The organism is Pseudomonas sp. PH1b (assembly GCF_000633395.1).
Lineage (GTDB): Bacteria > Pseudomonadota > Gammaproteobacteria > Pseudomonadales > Pseudomonadaceae > Aquipseudomonas.
On record NZ_AYMU01000001.1, the window covers coordinates 99,762 to 117,860 of the forward strand.

Annotated in this window: 14 protein-coding genes; 7 read left to right on the forward strand and 7 right to left on the reverse strand. The window is 63.7% G+C overall.

Features of this window, described 5'->3' with window-relative positions; all coding sequences use genetic code 11:
* Positions 1-194: 194 nt before the first annotated feature.
* The gene (locus U873_RS0100315) at positions 195-1,823 is read left to right on the forward strand and encodes a twin-arginine translocation signal domain-containing protein (protein WP_025126334.1); all 1,629 of its coding nucleotides are present in this window, start codon (positions 195-197) and stop codon (positions 1,821-1,823) included.
* A 10-nt stretch (positions 1,824-1,833) separates the two neighbouring features.
* On the opposite strand, the gene U873_RS0100320 is transcribed toward U873_RS0100315, so the two are convergent.
* From U873_RS0100320 to U873_RS0100340, 5 genes are all read right to left on the reverse strand, one after another.
* The gene (locus U873_RS0100320; RefSeq protein ID WP_025126335.1) at positions 1,834-2,271 is read right to left on the reverse strand and encodes an SMI1/KNR4 family protein; all 438 of its coding nucleotides are present in this window, start codon (positions 2,269-2,271) and stop codon (positions 1,834-1,836) included.
* Positions 2,272-2,289: 18 nt separating this feature from the next.
* Complete coding sequence (locus U873_RS0100325; protein WP_025126336.1) at positions 2,290-2,589, reverse strand: DUF3349 domain-containing protein; 300 nt, start codon at positions 2,587-2,589, stop codon at positions 2,290-2,292.
* A 100-nt stretch (positions 2,590-2,689) separates the two neighbouring features.
* Positions 2,690-4,081: an efflux transporter outer membrane subunit gene (locus tag U873_RS0100330; protein ID WP_025126337.1), complete on the reverse strand. Its 1,392-nt coding sequence runs from the start codon at positions 4,079-4,081 to the stop codon at positions 2,690-2,692.
* A gap of 7 nt (positions 4,082-4,088) precedes the next feature.
* Positions 4,089-6,062, reverse strand: a complete 1,974-nt coding sequence (locus U873_RS0100335; protein WP_025126338.1) for a MacB family efflux pump subunit — start codon at positions 6,060-6,062, stop codon at positions 4,089-4,091.
* Positions 6,063-7,235 carry an efflux RND transporter periplasmic adaptor subunit gene (locus U873_RS0100340; protein WP_025126339.1) on the reverse strand — a complete coding sequence of 391 codons (1,173 nt, stop codon included), beginning with the start codon at positions 7,233-7,235 and terminating at the stop codon, positions 6,063-6,065. It lies immediately after the preceding gene.
* A 327-nt stretch (positions 7,236-7,562) separates the two neighbouring features.
* On the opposite strand from U873_RS0100340, the gene U873_RS0100345 reads away from it, so the two are divergent.
* The 5 genes from U873_RS0100345 to U873_RS0100370 all read left to right on the forward strand — a co-directional run bounded on the left by U873_RS0100345 (position 7,563) and on the right by U873_RS0100370 (position 14,997).
* Positions 7,563-8,045: a sigma-70 family RNA polymerase sigma factor gene (locus U873_RS0100345; protein WP_025126340.1), complete on the forward strand. Its 483-nt coding sequence runs from the start codon at positions 7,563-7,565 to the stop codon at positions 8,043-8,045.
* A 148-nt stretch (positions 8,046-8,193) separates the two neighbouring features.
* Complete coding sequence (locus U873_RS0100350) at positions 8,194-9,531, forward strand: lysine N(6)-hydroxylase/L-ornithine N(5)-oxygenase family protein (protein WP_025126341.1); 1,338 nt, start codon at positions 8,194-8,196, stop codon at positions 9,529-9,531.
* A 687-nt stretch (positions 9,532-10,218) separates the two neighbouring features.
* A complete protein-coding gene (gene mgtA / locus U873_RS0100355; protein WP_025126342.1) occupies positions 10,219-12,984 on the forward strand; it encodes a magnesium-translocating P-type ATPase in 2,766 nt (921 codons plus the stop codon).
* 548 nt (positions 12,985-13,532) lie between these two features.
* The gene (locus U873_RS0100365; RefSeq protein ID WP_025126344.1) at positions 13,533-14,249 is read left to right on the forward strand and encodes an MgtC/SapB family protein; all 717 of its coding nucleotides are present in this window, start codon (positions 13,533-13,535) and stop codon (positions 14,247-14,249) included.
* Positions 14,250-14,562: 313 nt separating this feature from the next.
* The gene (locus tag U873_RS0100370; protein WP_025126345.1) at positions 14,563-14,997 is read left to right on the forward strand and encodes a response regulator; all 435 of its coding nucleotides are present in this window, start codon (positions 14,563-14,565) and stop codon (positions 14,995-14,997) included.
* Positions 14,998-15,069: 72 nt separating this feature from the next.
* Here U873_RS0100370 and dkgB read toward each other — a convergent pair whose 3' ends face one another.
* Together dkgB and U873_RS0100380 are read right to left on the reverse strand one after the other, a co-directional pair.
* A complete protein-coding gene (gene dkgB / locus U873_RS0100375) occupies positions 15,070-15,873 on the reverse strand; it encodes a 2,5-didehydrogluconate reductase DkgB (RefSeq protein ID WP_025126346.1) in 804 nt (267 codons plus the stop codon).
* 237 nt (positions 15,874-16,110) lie between these two features.
* Positions 16,111-17,019 (reverse strand): LysR substrate-binding domain-containing protein, encoded by a 909-nt coding sequence (locus U873_RS0100380; protein ID WP_025126347.1) that lies wholly within the window; start codon positions 17,017-17,019, stop codon positions 16,111-16,113.
* A gap of 97 nt (positions 17,020-17,116) precedes the next feature.
* Here U873_RS0100380 and U873_RS0100385 point away from each other — a divergent pair, with 97 nt between their 5' ends.
* Entirely contained in the window at positions 17,117-17,992 is an 876-nt protein-coding gene (locus U873_RS0100385) for a pirin family protein (protein WP_025126348.1), read from the forward strand.
* Positions 17,993-18,099: the final 107 nt, after the last annotated feature.

Below are 18,099 nucleotides of genomic sequence, written 5' to 3' on the forward strand. Positions count from 1 at the left end.
GCAGGCGGGCTGATGACGGGGTCGGGCCCTGGGGTTCAGTGCTGCCGGGTCCGACCTTTTGTGCACATCTATCCGCGATAAACGAGCTGGCCGAGAGCAAATTTAGCGTTCCGGGAATCGCTGGCCGGTAAATTTCCCTGCAAATCCAACGTTCTAGCTAGATGCGTGACGCGCCACTGGATAAAGGTAGAGCGATGAGGTTTTCGAGAAGAGGATTTTTGACCGGTCTGGCGGTGACGGGAGCGGCTATCCCTGTGGCGTTCTACACCCAGAAGGAGTTGCTGCGTCAGGATGTTCGGCGCAAGGAAGAGCAGGAGATCACCCCCGGGGAAGCCAAGCTGGAGGTGGCCCTGGACCCTGGTGTACGCCTTGCCGATCACCTGCGAGGCATCTGGGATATCGAGTTCCTGGACGCCAACGGACCGCAGTCCTTGCCTCGTAAAGGGTGTGAACTGCTGCTGGATGCCGGCCCCACGGGGCGCGGCTTGCGTGGCGTGCTGGGGCGTGCGCAGAGTCTGCGCGGCGACGGCCCGGTGGAGTTCCTGGTGCAGGGCGACCTGGCGTCGGTGGACGCCGCCAAGCTGCGTTGGCGCCTGTTTGCCGGTGGCCGGATCGCCGGCGCCCCCAGTCATGAATGCCAGGTGGTGCTTGATGAGGTCTGGGCCAGTTGGGGCAATGCCGGCAGCGGCACCCTCAGTGGCAGCCTGTATTCATTGCAGGCGTCGCCGCTGGCGCCGGTATCCGCGGCACGTTTCGTGGCGCGCAAGCGGACCTTTCCAGCCGCCCGGGACCAGAGCGGGCTGAGCCCTGCCTTGCTGGCGTGGCTGGTATCGCCCCAGCACCGCCTGTTCCACCAGCTCTGGCATGCCTCGCGGGACCGTTGGCATTCCCTGCCCAAGGACAAGCGCAACAGCCTGCGGGGGCTCGGCTGGCAGCCGGGCCCGGTCAAGCACGAGCGTGATGCCCGTGGGCGACGCAAGCATCGCAATGCCTCGGGCATCGACTTTCTGTTCATGCACCGGCACATGCTGCTGCATGCCCGCTCACTGCAGCCGGACCTGGTGTCCTGGCACCAACTGCCGTTGCCCTGCGCCCGTCTTGAGCAAGACCGGCAGGCCTTTATCCGCTATTACGAAAACCATGACGGCTGTTCGGTGCCGCCGGCCTGGGTGGCCGACGACGATGAAGAGTTCACCCAATGGCTGCACGGGCTGAAAAGCGATGCGGCGTTCTATGGCAACTTCCAGGTCTGGGAATCGCAGTACCAGGACCCCGAGTACCTCAGCCGCCTGACCCTGGGCCAGTTCGGGTCGGAGGTCGAGCTGGGCCTGCACGACTGGCTGCACATGCGCTGGGCCGATGTCGCCCGCGATCCCTCCAACGGCATGCCGGTGATGGAGGCGCGCCTGTCCTCGGACTTCGCCGGGCGCTGGTACCAGCCGCAGAATGACTTTCTCGGCGATCCCTTCTCGTCCCATGTGCATCCGATGTTCTGGAAATTCCATGGCTGGATCGACGACCGTATCGACGACTGGTTCCGTGCCCATGAGCGCTACCACCCAGGTGAAGTGTTGCACCGCGAGGTCAATGGCGTGCCCTGGTTCGCCCCCGGGCGCTGGGTCGAGATCGACGACCCGTGGTTGGGGGCTTCGACCCATGGCTGCGGCCCCCTGGGCAATGCCCCGGGAGAAATGTCCCTGGAGATGGATCAGGAGGTCATGAAGCTGGCCTTGCGCATCGCCCTGAGCCGCGACGAAGAGGTGCCGGACCTGCTCAAGCGGGCACCGCGGCGGCCCTGGTATGCCCAGCACTTGAAGCTGTAAGGCGGGGGATTCAGTTACTCAGGGCCACTTCGGCGAGAAAGCTCAAGAGCCCGTTGTATCGGCTGGTTTGCCATTGCCCGCAGCTGTGGTCGAAAAACTCGACCGGTGCCAGGCAGTGCCGGTTCTCGATCCTGAACCCGTAGAAGTCACCACAACCGTTCTCTGAAAACAGCAGGTGACGGCCGGTGATGGCCGGGTGGGCCCGGTTGATCTCCACCAGGTGGAAATCACTGCTGCTGTCCAGTGAGTAGAGCATGGCCAGGGCAAAGTAGCCGCCGCCGCACTCCTTGAGGAACCAGGTGTAATCGGCTGGCAGTTGCAGCCCCAAGGCCTGCTGCGCCTCCATGACCTGGGCCTGGCTGGCAAGGCGGTCCGACGGCAGTTCGAACCAGATCGGATGGCTGCGCTTGCGCGCCTCCAGCAGTTGCTTGAAGTCCTCGATGTTCATTGTTTGCTCCTTGCGCAGTCAGTCGTCCGTCAGGATGGTCCGGGCGCCGTGCCGCTCCAGTAGTGCCTGCAACGCTTCCAGCTCTGCGGCGGGCGGCGGCTGGCCGGTCACGGCAGCGTAGAGGTCGTTGAGAATGAGGTCCGCGTCCCTGTGGGTGAGCTGCGCTATCAGCTGCGCCAGATTGCGGTCGCACAAGTGCGGGTACAGCAGCACCAGAAGGCACTTGTAGTCACGTTTGTCGAGCCCGTCGGGGTAGACCTTGCGCAGCAGGGCCAGGAGCTCTGTCAGTGGGTCGTGCGGCGCATTTTCGAGGGGCATGGGGTTCTGTTGGCGGTGGGGCAGGAGGGGATTCTAAGCGATTTCATGCTCGACCGCTGCGCCGGGTGCGGGAGTGACCGGGCCGGCCACTCCCGCCGTGTCAGTGGCTCCAGCCGCCCCCCAGGGCCTTGTACAGGGCAATGCTCGACTGCAGGCGCGACAGCCGCAGTTGCACGTTCTGGTCCTGGGCGGTGTACAGGGTGCGCTGGGTTTCCAGGACGGTCAGCAGGTCTTCGGCGCCGGCCTGATAGCGGCTCTGGGCGATTTCGAAGGCACGCTGCGCCTGGTTCAGCTCTTCGCCCTGCCACTGGCGCTGCTGGTCCAGGCCGCGAATGCTGTTGAGGGCTTTCTCGACATCGGCAAAACCATTGATGATCGTCCCGCGATAAGTCTCCAGCAGCTCTTGCTGGCGCGCCGTGGCCCTGTCCCGTTCAGCCCCTAGACGTCCGTTGTTGAAGATCGGCGCCACCAGGCCGGAGGCGAGGTTGTAGAAGGGGTTGCGCAAGACGTCGCCCAGCTTGTCGGCGCCCGAGCCCAGGTTGGCGGTCAGGGTCAGGGTCGGCAGCATCGCCGCTCGCGCCACTTTGACGTCAGCTTGTGCTGCGGCCAGCCGGGCCTCGGCGCCAGCGATATCGGGGCGCCGGGCCAGCAGCTCGCTGGGTACCCCGGCATCGATGGTCGGCCAGTTCAATTGGGCAAAGGGCTGGTTGCTCAGGGTCAGGCTTTGCACTGGCCGGCCGAGCAGGGTGGCCAGGGTGATCTGTGCCTCTTCGGCCTGCTGTTGCACCAGCGGCACCTGGCGCTGCTGAGCGGCCACCAGGCTTTTCTGCTGGGCCAGTTCCAGGGCGGTGGCCGAGCCGGAGTCGTAGCGGGTCTGCACCAGTTGCAGCACGTTCTGTGCATTGGCCAGGTTGAGTTCGGCGATACGCAACTGTTCACGCAGGGACAGGACCTGGGCATAGCTGTTGGCCACGCCGCTGAGCAGGGTCAGCTCAACGGTGGCCTGGTCGAACTCGCTGGCCTGGACGCCTAGCAGGGCGCTGTCGTAGGCAGCGTGGCGGCCGCCCCAGAAGTCGACTTCATAGGTGGCGCTCAGGCCTGCGTCGAACGAGTTTGTGACCTTGCTGTTGCTGCTGGAATCGAGCTGGCTGGAGTTGTTGCCGCGCAACTGTTTTCTGCGGCTGGCGTTGAAGGTGCCATTGACGTTGGGCAGCAGCGGCGCCCCGGCCACGATGGCGCTGGCCTGGGCCTGGCGGACCCGGGCCATGGCGGCGGCCAGATCGTGGCTGCCGGCCCGGGCTTCGGCAATCAGTTGGTCCAGCTCCGGGCTGCCGAAACGGGTCCACCAGCGCAGGTCCTGCTGCCGGGTGCCTTGGCTGGCGGGAGAGTGCCAGGCCGCCGGTGCTTGCAGGCCACTTTTCGGGCGTGGCGCAGGGCTGCTGCAGGCTGCCAGCAAGACGCTGGCGGCCAGGAGGGTCAGGTGCACTTTCATAGATCGATCATTCACTGGTAAGGGCCGTGACCGGGTCGAGCCGGGCAGCTTTGCGGGCCGGCATGAAGCCGAAGATGACGCCGGTGACCAGGGCGCAGCCGAAGGCGCCGAGCACTGCCGCCAGGGAGAAGGCCACCGCCACTTCGCTGAGGATCAGGATGCCGCCGATGATCAGGGCCACGCCGATGCCAGCCAGGCCGCCAACCACCGAAAGCATCACTGCTTCGGTGAGGAACTGACGCAGGATGTCACGCTGGCGGGCGCCGGTAGCCATGCGGATACCGATTTCCCGGGTCCGCTCGCGCACGGTCATGAGCATGATGTTCATGACCCCGATGCCACCTACCAGCAGTGAGATCGCGGCGATGGCGCCGAGCATCAGCGACAGGGTGTTCTGGGTGCGAGCCTCGGCCTGGATCATCGCGGCGTTGTTGGTCAGTTCGAAATCGCGCTTGCCGCCGTGCATGCGCAGCATCAGCTCATCAATCTCCTGTTCGGTCTGCTTGACCCGGCTGGCATCGGCGGCGGCGATCGCCACGTACTGCGGGTTGTGGTCGCCGAACAGGCGGATGCTGGCGGCGGAGTAGGGCACGGCGATGCGGTCGTCACTGTCGCTGTCGCCGGAACTGGCGCCTTTTTCCGAGAGCACGCCGACCACCTGGAATGGCACGTTTTCGATGAGGATGTACTGGCCGATGGGGTCGGCCACGTCCTTGAGGAGCTTTTCCCGGACCTTGTGGCCGATCACCGCCACTGCTGCTGCCGTGCGTTCGTCGGCTTCGCTGAAATAGCTGCCCTGGGCCACGGGCCAGTTGAAGATCTCCGGGAAGTTGGTGTCGTTGCCGCCCACGTAGCTCATGTAGTCGGCGTTGCCGAAACGCACCCCGGCCTTGGCGCCGTTGACCGCCATGATGCGTTTCACCTGGGGCAGGTTGGCCAGGGCGGCGACGTCGTCGAGGGTGACAATGCCTTCTGGGGTGCGCGGGTTGGGTGAATAGCCGCTCAGGTAAATGATGTTCGAACCAAACGCCCCCATCTGCGCCATCACCTGGCGCTTGCTGCCTTCGCCCACTGCCAGCATTACCACCACCGAGGCCACGCCGATGACGATGCCCAGGAGGGTCAGGGCGGTGCGGAAACGGTTGATCCACATCACCCGCCAGGCGGCCTGGATCGCTTCCAGCAACTCGCCTTTCCAGGCCCCGGTGGCTTCGCTGCCGTCGGCCAGGCGCTGGCGCAAGTCCACGGCTTGCAGGGCGCCGGCATTGGCACTCAGTTGCACCGAGGGATCACTGTCGGCGGTGTCGCTGATGATCTCGCCGTCGCGGATCTCGATGATGCGCTTGGCGCGGGCCGCGACTTCTCGGTCGTGGGTGATGAGGATCACCACGTGGCCCTGGCTGGCCAGTTCGTCCAGCAGGGCCATGACTTCGGCGCCGCTGTGGCTGTCCAGGGCGCCGGTGGGTTCGTCGGCGAGGATGATATGGCCGCCGTTCATCAGGGCGCGGGCAATGGACACCCGCTGCTGCTGACCGCCGGACAGTTGATGCGGGCGGTTGCCGCTGCGGCTGGCCAGGCCCAGGCGGTCCAGCAGGGCGGCGGCGCGGGCGTGGCGTTCGGCGGCCGGGGTGCCGGCGTAGATGGCCGGCATTTCGACGTTTTCCTGGGCCGAGCCGGAAGGGATCAGGTGGTAGCCCTGGAACACGAAGCCGAAGGCCTCGCGGCGCAGCCAGGCCAACTCGTCGCTGTCCAGGTGGGCGACGTTCTCCCCGGCGAACAGGTACTCGCCCGAAGTGGGGCGGTCGAGGCAGCCGAGGATGTTCATCAGGGTCGACTTGCCGGACCCCGAGGCGCCGACGATGGCGACGAATTCCCCGGCATGGATCGACAGGTCGATGCCCCGCAGGACGTCGACTTGCGGGGTGTCGCCACCGCCATAGGATTTGCGGATGTTCCTGAGGTCGATCAGCGGAGTCTGCATTCAGCCCCCGCTGCTGTTGGCGGGGCCGATCAGCAAGTGATCGCCTTCGTTCAACCCGTCCATTACCTGGATGCGCAGGCGGTCGCTGATGCCGACCCGCACTTCGCGCTCATCGATCGAGCCGTTCTTGGCCACTACCCGGGCGGTCTGCCGATCCGGTGCACTGCTGCCTTGCAGGGCGGCGATGGGCGCGGTGAGAACGTTCTTCGCCTGGCTGGCGACGAAGAACACCTGGGTGGTCATTTCCGCCATCAGGGCGTTGTCGGCATTGTCCACATCCAGCAGCACGGTGTAGAGCACCACTCGGCCGCTGCCGCTCTTGCTGGTGCTGGCGGGGCTGCCGCCACCCTGGCTGGTTTCATTGAGGGGCTTGGGCGGGATCGGCAGGATCTGGCGCACGGTACTGGTCCAGCGCCGGTTGCCGCCGCTCAGGGTGGTGAAGTAGGCGGTCATGCCGGGCTTGACGTGACCGATGTCGGCTTCCGAGACCTCGGCCCACACGGTCATCGGCGACAGTTTGGCGATCCGCAGGATCAGCGGGGTCTGCTGCTGGGCATTGAGGGTCTGGCCTTCGCGGGCGTCGACGGCCACTACGGTGCCGCTCATCGGCGCGTAGATGCGGGTGTAGCCCAGCTCCGCCTGGTCGCTGCGCAGGCTGGCCTGGGCCTGGCGGATCTGCGCCTTGTACATGTCGATCCGCGCCTGGGTGGCCTTGAGTTCCGCCTGGGCGGTCTGCACGTCTTCCTCGCGGGTGGCGCCGCCGGCGGCAAGGTTCTGCTGGCGCTGGTATTTCTGCCGGGCCAACTGGTTCTGCGCGTACTGCTCCTGCAACTGGGCCTGCAGGTTCTCGATGGAGAAGCGGCTGGCGTCGAGCTTCGCCTGCTGGGTGGCGGGGTCGATCTCCACCAGCAACTGGCCTTCCTTTACGGTGTCGCCGGCTTCCACATGGATCTTGCGGATCTGCCCGGACGCCTGGGCGCCGACATCCACATAACGCCGCGGTTGCAAGGTGCCCAGGGCCGTGACGCTGCTCTCTATATCGCCCCGGCTGACCTGCACCGTGGCGAATTGATCGCGACCGGCGGGGATGAATTTCCAGGCCGTGATGGCCACAACAGGGATCAGACATAAGGCGCCAAGCAGGGCGCGTCGGGTTGTTCGAGGACGTTTCATGCAGGGTTCCGGCCAGGAGATATCGGCCCGTCGCTGCAGCCGGCGCGCGCAAGGCGACGAGGCATGGAGCTGCCGCAGGAACGGCATAGACGGGGAGCTGTCAGGTAAACGAGATGCCGCAGGGTGAATTTAACGGTCGACACATGGCGTAACAGCTGTCGCAAGACTGAAAATAAACCCACCGCGACACTGCGGTACTTTAAATCTATATGAGAATTACTATAAATTACGCCACTTCTAAACTGCCATCATTGATTTACCGGGCCCAACCGGCAGCCGTCGGTCTTGCTCAAGGACAGAATCGCCTCCCTTCGGCGATCGGGAGCCATGTTGGAAAGTTACTATCGCGAGCTGATGTGCTTCCTCAATGCCAAGCTGGGCAATCGCCAGGTGGCCGAGGACGTGGTGCACGATGCTTACGTGCGGGTTCTGGAGCGTTCCAGCGACACCCCCATCGAGCAGCCGCGGGCATTTCTCTATCGCACGGCGCTGAACCTGGTGATCGATGGCCATCGGCGCAATGCCCTGCGCCAGTCCGAGCCCCTCGAGGTGCTGGACAGCGAAGAGCGCTATTTCAATCCCTCGCCGCAAACCAGCCTGGATCACCGCCAGCGCCTGGACATGCTGCAGCGGGCCCTGGCGGAGTTGCCACGGTTGTGCCGCGAGAGCTTTTTGCTGCGCAAGCTCGAAGGCCTGTCCCACCCGCAGATCGCCGAGCAACTGGGGATTTCCCGCAGCCTGGTGGAGAAACACATCGTCAATGCGATGAAGCATTGCCGGGTCCGCCTGCGTCAGTGGGATGGGCACTGAAGCCCTGGTACTGAGACTTATTTAGTTAAATTTTTTTTCATTGTCCTCGTCCCTACTCAACAGACGACTTGCTGTCCTGCATTGGCCAGTCGGGTCACCGTGACACTTTTTCCCCGCGTTGAGGCGGCTTATCCAGAGGACACTGGAAATGACACAGGCAATTGCATCGGCCAACGTTCACGATTTGATCGGTATCGGTTTCGGCCCCTCGAACCTGGCGCTGGCCATTGCGCTGGAAGAGCGCGGGCAGGAGCACGGTCCACTGGACGCGCTGTTTCTCGACAAACAGGCGGATTATCGATGGCACGGCAACACTCTGGTGGCCCAGAGCGAGTTGCAGATTTCCTTCCTCAAGGACCTGGTGACCCTGCGCAATCCCACCAGCCCCTATTCCTTCGTCAACTATCTCAAGCACCACGGGCGCCTGGTGGATTTCATCAACCTGGGTACCTTCTATCCGTGCCGCATGGAGTTCAACGACTACTTGCGCTGGGTGGCCGGGCATTTCCAGGAGCACAGCCGTTATGGCGAAGAAGTGCTGAGCATCGAGCCGGTGCTGCACAACCAGCAGGTCGAAGCGTTGCGTGTGACCTCCCGGGATACCCAGGGCACCGAGTTCGTGCGCACCGCTCGTTCGGTAGTGGTCAGCGCCGGCGGCACGCCACGAGTGCCTGAGACATTCAAGGGGCTGAGGAACGATCCGCGGGTGTTCCATCATTCCCAGTACCTGGAGCGCATGACCCAGCAGGCATGTGCCAACGGCAAGCCGATGAACATCGCTATCATCGGCGGTGGGCAAAGTGCGGCGGAGGCCTTCATCGACCTTAACGACAGCTACCCGTCGGTGCAGGCTGACATCATCATGCGTGGCTCGGCTCTCAAGCCAGCCGACGACAGCCCTTTCGTCAATGAAGTGTTTTCTCCAGCCTTCACTGACCTGGTGTTCCAGCAGAACGGCGGGGAGCGTGAGCGTCTGGTCAGCGAGTACCAGAACACCAATTACTCGGTGGTGGATATCGACCTGATCGAACGCATCTACGGTATTTTCTACCGACAGAAAGTCTCGGGCATCGCCCGTCACACCTTCCGCACCATGACCACCGTGGAAAAGGCCACCGCCACCGACCTGGGGATCGAGCTGATCCTGCGCAACAGCGCCAGCGGCGAGCGCGAAGTACGCCACTACGACGCTGTGGTCCTGGCCACCGGTTACGAACGCAACCTGCACCGTGAGCTGCTGGCACCGCTGGAAACCTACCTGGGCGACTTTGAGGTTGACCGCAATTATCGCCTGTTGACTGATGATCGCTGCAAAGCGGGCATCTACCTGCAGGGCTTCAGCCAGGCCAGCCACGGCCTGAGCGATACCCTGCTGTCGGTGCTGCCGATCCGGGCCGAGGAGATTGCCGCGTCGCTCTACGAACACGGCAAGACTCGCGGCCACAGCCGCTCAGTGCGCGACGTGCTGCTGGCCACTGCCAGTTGATCACCCGCCGCTGCCGCAGACGCCTGCGGCAGCGGCGGCCAATGCCATGAAAGTGTCATGTTCTAGCCCCTTCCTGAACCTTGGCTGAAGAACTTTTCAATTCCCCAGGCCAAGGTTTTTCCCCGGTTTACTCTGCAAATAGTGCGGCGTAAGCTGCGCCCGTTTTCAATCAGTGGAGGCCCGTTGTGGGTACTTGTTCGAGTGACAGGAGTCAGCCGGTTCTCATGACCGGCGCCGTCCCGGCAAGATAACGCGCAGCCTTTTCCTGCCGTTGTCTCGCCGACCAGCGAGATGCGGCATCCCGATCGCGGGCCTGGGTGGCTCGCCTTCCGACGTCACTTCTCTTGACTCTGATTTCTGCCCGATCCGGCCCTTGTGGCGCATCGTGGCGGCTCCGACGCGCCGGTCCCTGGGACCGGCGGGCCTGGCCTGCGTGAGGGTTCATGACCTTCACGCGACGTCCGGCCGTACCTGCCTGCGGGATTGCCAACGCCGTCCGTCCGGGGAACAGCCATGGGATACATCAGCCAGCGTCACCATCGCCCACAACACCGTCCCTCACTGACGGTGCGATTGCTTCGGGCGCAAGCCCTGCACGCTCCTGCTGTACAACTACCCTGACTGTTTCGTTTCAACACGCTCGCCCCATGTGCCATGGCACAGGCCGGTTGTGTAGGAGTCATCACCATGAAGCTCACCCTGCTCAAAGAGTTCTTTGCCGGTTTCCTGCGGACCCGGCACTTCGCCCGGCACTTCCGTCGCCTGGCCCTGCTGGAAAGCTTCAATGACGCCAGCGTCAATCGCGACGTGCCGCCGACCCTGGCGCAAACCCTGGTGGCCGCCGCCAACAGCGATGCCAGCCAGTTGCTGGACCAGCTCGGCAGCCACACCGATGGCCTGAGCGACCAGGAAGCCCAGACCCTGCGTGAGCGGCATGGCCTCAACGAGGTCGAGCACGAACAGGCCCTGCCCTGGTGGACCCACCTGTGGCACTGCTACAAGAACCCCTTCAATCTGCTGCTGACCCTGCTGGCGGTGATCTCCTGGCTGACCGAGGACATGAAGGCCGCCACCGTGATCTTCTCCATGGTGGTGCTCTCGACCCTGCTGCGTTTCTGGCAGGAGGCCAAGTCGAACAAGGCCGCCGACGCCCTCAAGGCCATGGTCAGCAACACCGCGACGGTGATGCGTCCGGGCTCTCCGGCCCAGGCGGCGCCCATGCTCGGCCGCTTGCTAGGGGCGGCTGCCGAGGCCCGGGGCGCCCAGCGCATCGAGTTGCCGATCAAGCAACTGGTGCCCGGCGACCTGATCGTGCTCTCGGCCGGCGACATGATTCCCGCCGACTGCCGGGTACTGAGCGCCAAGGACCTGTTCGTCAGCCAGGCGGCGATGACCGGTGAGTCGATGCCGGTGGAGAAATTCCCCCGCCAGCAGGACGCCGACACCAGCAACCCCCTGGACCTGGACAACATCCTGTTCATGGGCACCAACGTGGTGTCCGGCTCTGCCACGGCGGTGATCCTGACCACCGGCAACAGCACCTACTTTGGCGCCCTGGCGCAACGGGTCAGCGCCACCGATCGTGCGCCGACCTCGTTCCAGAGCGGGGTCAACAAGGTCAGCTGGCTGCTGATCCGCTTCATGTTCGTCATGGCCCCGCTGGTGCTGTTCATCAACGGCTTCACCAAGGGCGACTGGATGGAGGCGCTGCTGTTCGCGCTGTCGATCGCCGTCGGCCTGACCCCGGAAATGCTGCCGATGATCGTCACCTCGACCCTGGCCAAGGGCGCGGTGTTCCTGTCGCGCAAGAAGGTCATCGTCAAGCGCCTGGACGCGATCCAGAACTTCGGCGCCATGGACGTGCTGTGCACCGACAAGACCGGCACCCTGACCCAGGACAAGATCTTCCTGGCGCGGCACGTGGACGTCTGGGGCGAGGATTCCGATGACGTGCTGGAGATGGCCTACCTCAACAGCTACTACCAGACCGGACTGAAGAACCTGCTGGACGTGGCGGTGCTGGAACACGTCGAGGTGCACCGCGAACTCAAGGTCGGCACCGCGTTCCAGAAGGTCGATGAAATTCCGTTCGATTTCACCCGCCGGCGCATGTCGGTGGTGGTGGCGGAACAGGACCGGCCGCACCTGCTGATCTGCAAGGGCGCGGTGGAAGAAGTGCTGGCGGTGTGCCGCAACGTGCGCCATGGCGAGGCCGAGGAAACCCTGACCGAACCTTTGCTGGCGCGGATTCGCCAGGTCACGGCCGACCTCAACGAAGAAGGCCTGCGGGTGGTGGCGGTGGCCGCGCGGCCGATGATCGAAGGGCGTGACACCTACAGCCTGGCGGATGAGCGCGAGCTGACCCTGATCGGTTACGTGGCGTTCCTCGATCCGCCCAAGGAAAGCACCGCACCGGCCCTCCGGGCCCTGGCCGAACACGGGGTGGCGGTCAAGGTGCTGACCGGCGACAACGAACTGGTGACGGCGAAGATCTGCCGCGAGGTGGGCCTGGAGCAACAGGGCCTGCTGATGGGCAACGACATCGAGCGCATGAGCGACACACAGCTGGCCAAGGCCGTGGAGACCACCAATGTCTTCGCCAAGCTGACCCCGACCCACAAGGAGCGCATCGTGCGCCTGCTCAAGGCCAACGGCCATGTGGTGGGCTTCATGGGCGACGGCATCAACGATGCCCCGGCGCTGCGCACCGCCGACATCGGCATTTCCGTGGACAGCGCGGTGGACATCGCCAAGGAAGCGGCGGACATCATCCTCCTGGAAAAGAGCCTGATGGTGCTGGAGGAGGGCGTGCTGGAAGGGCGCCGGACCTTCGCCAACATGCTCAAGTACATCAAGATGACCGCCAGCTCGAACTTCGGCAACGTGTTCTCGGTGCTGGTGGCCAGTGCTTTCATTCCGTTCCTGCCGATGCTGCCGATGCACCTGCTGGTGCAGAACCTGCTGTACGACATTTCCCAGATCGCCATTCCCTTCGATAACGTCGACGAGGAGATGCTGAAAAAGCCCCAGCGCTGGCAGCCGGCGGATGTAGGACGTTTCATGCTGTTCTTCGGGCCCATCAGCTCGATCTTCGACATCACCACCTTTGCCCTGATGTGGTACGTGTTCGACGCCAATACCCCGGACCACCAGACCCTGTTCCAGTCCGGCTGGTTCGTGGTGGGATTGCTGACCCAGACCCTGATCGTGCACATGATCCGCACGCCGAAGATTCCCTTCCTGCAGAGCCGCGCGGCCATGCCGCTGATGGTGATGACCGCAATCATCATGGCGGTGGGGATCTTCCTGCCGATGGGCCCGCTGGCGCACTACTTCAAGCTGCAGGCGCTGCCGTCGCTGTACTTCGTGTTCCTGCCGTTGATCCTGCTGGCCTACATGGCCCTGACCCAGGCAGTCAAGGGTTACTACGTACGGCGTTTTGGTTGGCAGTAATGCTGCCCCTGTAGGAGCCAGCTTGCTGGCGAAGCTTTTCTGCCAACAACCTCTACCTAGCAGACAAAGTTTTTCGCCAGCAACAGAGACCTAGCAGACAAAGTTTTTCTCCAGCAACAGAGACCTAGCAGACAAAGTTTTTCTCCAGCAACAGAGACCTAGCAGACAAAGTTTTTCTCCAGCAACAGCGACCTAGCAGACAAAAGTTTTTCGCCAGCAAAAACTGCCCCACAGGCGAGCGCTTCCCTGCCAGCCAACATCACCCTCCTGGCGAATGGATCCTCACCGGCCCCTTCGCCGGCAAGCCGGCTCCTACGGCGTAATGCTGTTCTCTTAAGCTGCTGAACGAAGAGTTTCTCGCTCGGGTCGGCAGCGAAGCCCAAGAAAAACGGCGCATCCTTATCTCGTGGAAGCGCCGTTTTTTGTTAAGTGAACAGCATTAGGCTCCTACAGCGGGTCTTTGGCCCGCAGCAGGCCATGAGACCTTCACAGACCGCTGCTAAAGTCCCTGGGTGTCATCTATATCGCCCCGCTCAAGGATCTTCGCCATGCAAGCCCTGCACAACATCAACCTGGATTCGCTGATCGATACCCTGGTCAGCCTCAGCGCGGCCTTTATCCTCGGCGGCCTGATCGGCTTCGAGCGCCAGTACCGCCAACGCACCGCGGGCCTGCGCACCAACGTGCTGGTGGCGGTGGGGGCGGCGATCTTCGTCGACATGGCCAACCGCCTGGGCGGGGCCGAGGGCGCGGTGCGGGTGGTGGCCTACGTGGTCTCGGGCATCGGCTTTCTCGGTGCCGGGGTGATCATGCGTGAGGAGGGCAATGTCCGTGGCTTGAACACCGCTGCCACGCTTTGGGCTTCGGCGGCGGTGGGCGCCTGCGCGGGGGCCGACCTGATCCTCGAGGCGCTGCTGGGCACCCTGTTCGTGCTGGCGGCCAACACCCTGCTGCGGCCCATCGTCAACAACATCAACCGCCAGCCTCTGGATGTGGTCTCCGCCGAGGTCACCAACATCGTCTATGTGATTGCCCACCGCTCGAAACAGAAAGCCGTATTCGCCTTGCTGGAGGCAGAGCTGGAGCACAGCAACTACCCCGCCAGCGACGTCGACGTGCACGCCTTTGGCAATGACGAGGTGGAGATCGAGGCGACCCTGGCCACCACCTCGGTGGACGGTGACGAACTGGATGCCCTGGTGGCGCGGCTGTCCACCTCGCCACTGGTGCAGCAGGCCTTCTGGAGCCCGAGCACCACTGAATGAGCACCGCAGCAGGCGGGCATGAGATACACCTTGGTTTGCCTGGGAAAGACCTTACAAGACAACGAGAACATTCACTCCCTTGTCGCGCTGCAAAAAAAACGGGTGACGATTATCGTAGTGTGCAGTCTGCAAAAAGCTTCACAGGCCTGTCGGCGTGGCCTGTTGATGTGTACCCAAAGATGGCTTCGAGACCACCCTTGAAGTGGTTTCAGAGCAATCCTGGAGAAAACCTCCAGACACTTCCTTAGGCTTTACCGATCCAGGCACCCAGGCCTGTATTCACGGGTCGAGTGCCATGAGCAGGATCAGAGATATGTCCAACAGAGCGCTGCGAATATTGATTGCCGATGATCAGCATTTTCATCGAATGCAGATCGAGCGAGCACTGAACCAACTGAACTACTACCGCATTGCGCCGGTGCATCGACTCGATGAACTGCTGACGCTGGTGGATTACGGCTGCGACCCGTTCGACCTGCTGATCATCAACGGCACCTTGGCCACGCCAAGCGGTTTTGACCTGTTGGCATTCTGTGTGGACAACCCGCAGATCGACTACACGCTGATCTACGACAGCCAGCAGTTTTCAGCCATTCCCAGCAGTCGGCGGCACAAGATCCAGGCCTGTCGTGCCGAGTTTCCCGACCGCGAAGTGATCAAGCGCCTGATGCTCTTCGTCGATCCACCGCTGTTCCAAGCGCCCCGGCCGGACCTGCAGCCGGGCGGCTGGAGTGCCAGTACCAATTGATCGATCCGGCCCTGCACGCACAACGGCATCCCCTGGGATGCCGTTGTGCGTTCTGCCACCGGCAACGACCCTTCAGTCCCACTGCGGGGCGATGCCCGCCGGACTGGTCAGGCGCTGGCCGCGCTCGAGGCCGGCGATGGACTGCAACTCGCTGGCACTCAGGTTGAGGTCACAGGCCAGCAGGTTGCCCTGCAAGTTGGCGCGACGGGTCGAGGACGGAATCACCGCATACTTCGATTGCATGGCCCAGGCCAGTACCACCTGCGCCGCGGTGGCCTGGTGGGCGTGGGCGATGGCCTTGATCAGCGGATCATTGAGCACCTCGCCGTAGGCCAGGGTCATGTAGGAGGTGATGTGGATACCCTGGCTCCGGGCGAACTCCACCACCTTGCGGTTTTGCAGATAGGGGTGCAGCTCCACTTGATGGGTGGCGATCTGCCCGGCGCCGACCACTTCGATGGCTTCCTGCAGCAGCCCATTATTGAAGTTCGACACCCCGATCTGCCGGGTCAGGCCTTGGGTCTTGGCCTCCAGCAGGGCTTCCATGAACTCTGCCACCGGCACTTGCTTGTCCGGTGACGGCCAATGGATCAGGGCCAGGTCCAGGTAGTCGGTGCGCAGCTTGCGCAGGCTGTCCTTGAGGCTGGGGATCAAGCGCTCCCGGGACAGGTTGGCGATCCAGACCTTGCTGGTGATGAACAGCTCGTCACGGGGAATGCCGCTGGCGGCGACAGTCTCGCCGACCTCGGCTTCGTTGTCGTAGATCTGCGCCGTGTCGATGGCGCGATAGCCCAGCTCCAGGGCGGTGCTCAGGGAATCGATGAGCACCTGGCCCTGCAGGCGAAAAGTGCCGAGGCCAAAAGCGGGTACAGGCATGGTCAACTCCGAGGATGCAGTGGGATTGGCCGCGAGTATCCGCATCCGGGCCCTGGAGAAAAACCGCCAGGTGGACAAAGGAATATTGCCCGCCGGTCACGAATCCCCGAGGGCGCGGTGGGGTTGCCCGGGTTGCTGCGCTATCGCCTGGCGGCCCAGCTGTGGACGGGCCCTGCACCCCTCCGGCAAGCAGGTGCGGCCCAGGGCCCGGTGCTGTGGGGCCGCGAAACTCAGCCGTCAGGCCATGTCGCTGTGGCTGAATTCCTCGCCGAGAAAGTCGATCAGGCTGCGCACCGAGGGCAGCAAGCCTCGACGCGAGGGGAAGATGGCGTGGACGATTCCGCAGCGCGGTGCCCAGCCGGGCACCAGTTCGTGCAGGCGTCCGGCGTCCAGGTCTTCGCGCACCACCACCTTGGGCAGGTGGGCGATGCCGATCCCTGCCAGCACCGCGCAACGCAGGGCCAGCAGGTCGTCAGTGACCATCCGCGGGTGATGGCGGATCTGCGCCTCGGCGTCATCGGGGCCCAGCAGTTGCCACTGGTAATCGCGCTGCGCGGCGCCCCAGTGCAGGCTCGGCAGGCCGCTGAGGTCGGCCGGCGACGCGGGGCGCGACAGGCGCTGGAGAAAGTCCGGATGCCCCACCAGGCACTGGGTGCTGTTGCCCAGCACCTTCATCACCAGGTCGGTGTTTTCCAGGGGCGGGAAGCGCACTCGCAAGGCAAGGTCGAAGCCTTCGTGGATCAGGTCGACCCGGCGGTTGGTGCTCTCGATGAACAGCTCCACCAAGGGGTACTTGAGCATGAAGCGGGTGAGCATCGGCCCGACCCAGGAGTTGAGCAGGGCCGTGGGGCAGGCAATGCGCACCAGCCCTTGGGGTTCGGAGCGATTGCGCTCGATGACCTCCGCTGCGCTTTCGGCCTCGATGCGCATGGCCAGGCAGCGCTGGTAGTACTCCTGACCGATTTCGGTCAGTGAACAGTGGCGGCTGGTGCGGTGGATCAGGCGCACCCCCAGGCGCTCCTCGAGCTGGGAAATCCGCCGGCTGAGCTTGGACTTGGGCATGTCCAGGGCCCGTCCGGCGGCGGCGAATCCTCGGTGTTCCACCACCTGGGTGAAGTAGTAGAGGGTGTTCAGGTCTTCCAAGATCGTTCTCCAAATAGAACGCTAAGGGCGATTTTTGCAGTCTAGCGCGGCAAAGGTCTGGGTTTTAAGGTGTGTCCATCAGAAAGTTCTGGAGGACGACATGAAAGACATCATCGGCATCTACACCAGTCCACGGGCCCATTGGGTGGGCGACGGCTTCCCGGTCCGTACCCTGTTTTCCTACGACAACCTGGGCCAGCACATCAGCCCGTTCCTGCTCCTGGATCACGCCGGCCCCACGCAGTTCAGCCCCACCAGCGCCCGGCGCGGGGTGGGCCAGCACCCTCATCGCGGCTTCGAGACCGTGACCATCGTCTACGACGGTGAAGTGGAGCACCGCGATTCCACCGGCAGCGGCGGCAAGATCGGCCCGGGCGACGTGCAGTGGATGACCGCGGCCTCGGGGATTCTCCACGAGGAGTTTCATTCCGCGGAGTTCGCCAAGCGTGGCGGCAATCTGGAAATGGTCCAGCTGTGGGTCAACCTGCCGGCCCGGGACAAACTGGCGGCCCCTGGCTACCAGACCCTGCTCGCGGCGGACATTCCACAGCTGCCGTTGCCGGGCAACGCTGGCAGCCTGCGTCTGATCGCCGGCTCGTTCGGCGGACATACCGGCCCGGCCCGCACCTTCACCCCGATCGACGTCTGGGACATCCGCCTGCAGGCCGGCAAGCACCTGGACCTGGAACTGCAGTCGGGGCGTAACACCGCGTTGGTAGTGTTGCGTGGCACGGTACAGGTCAATGGCCTGGAACCGGTGCGTGAAGGCCAGCTGGCGTTGCTGGCCAGGGACGGTGAGCGTATCAGCCTGGAAGCCAACAACGACGCGATTGTGCTGTTGCTCAGCGGCGAGCCGATCGACGAACCCATCGTCGGCCACGGCCCGTTCGTGATGAACAGCGAAGAGGAGATTCATCAGGCCTTTGTCGATTTCCAATCGGGACGCTTCGGCCAGATGGACGCCGGCGGTCACTGACCGCCAGCGCTTGCGCGGTGCGCACGGGCAACTAGTCTGTGCGGGTCGTGCGCTACACCCAGGCGCCTGCCGTCACCCCGGCAGCGCGTGCAACGGGTTTCACTCAA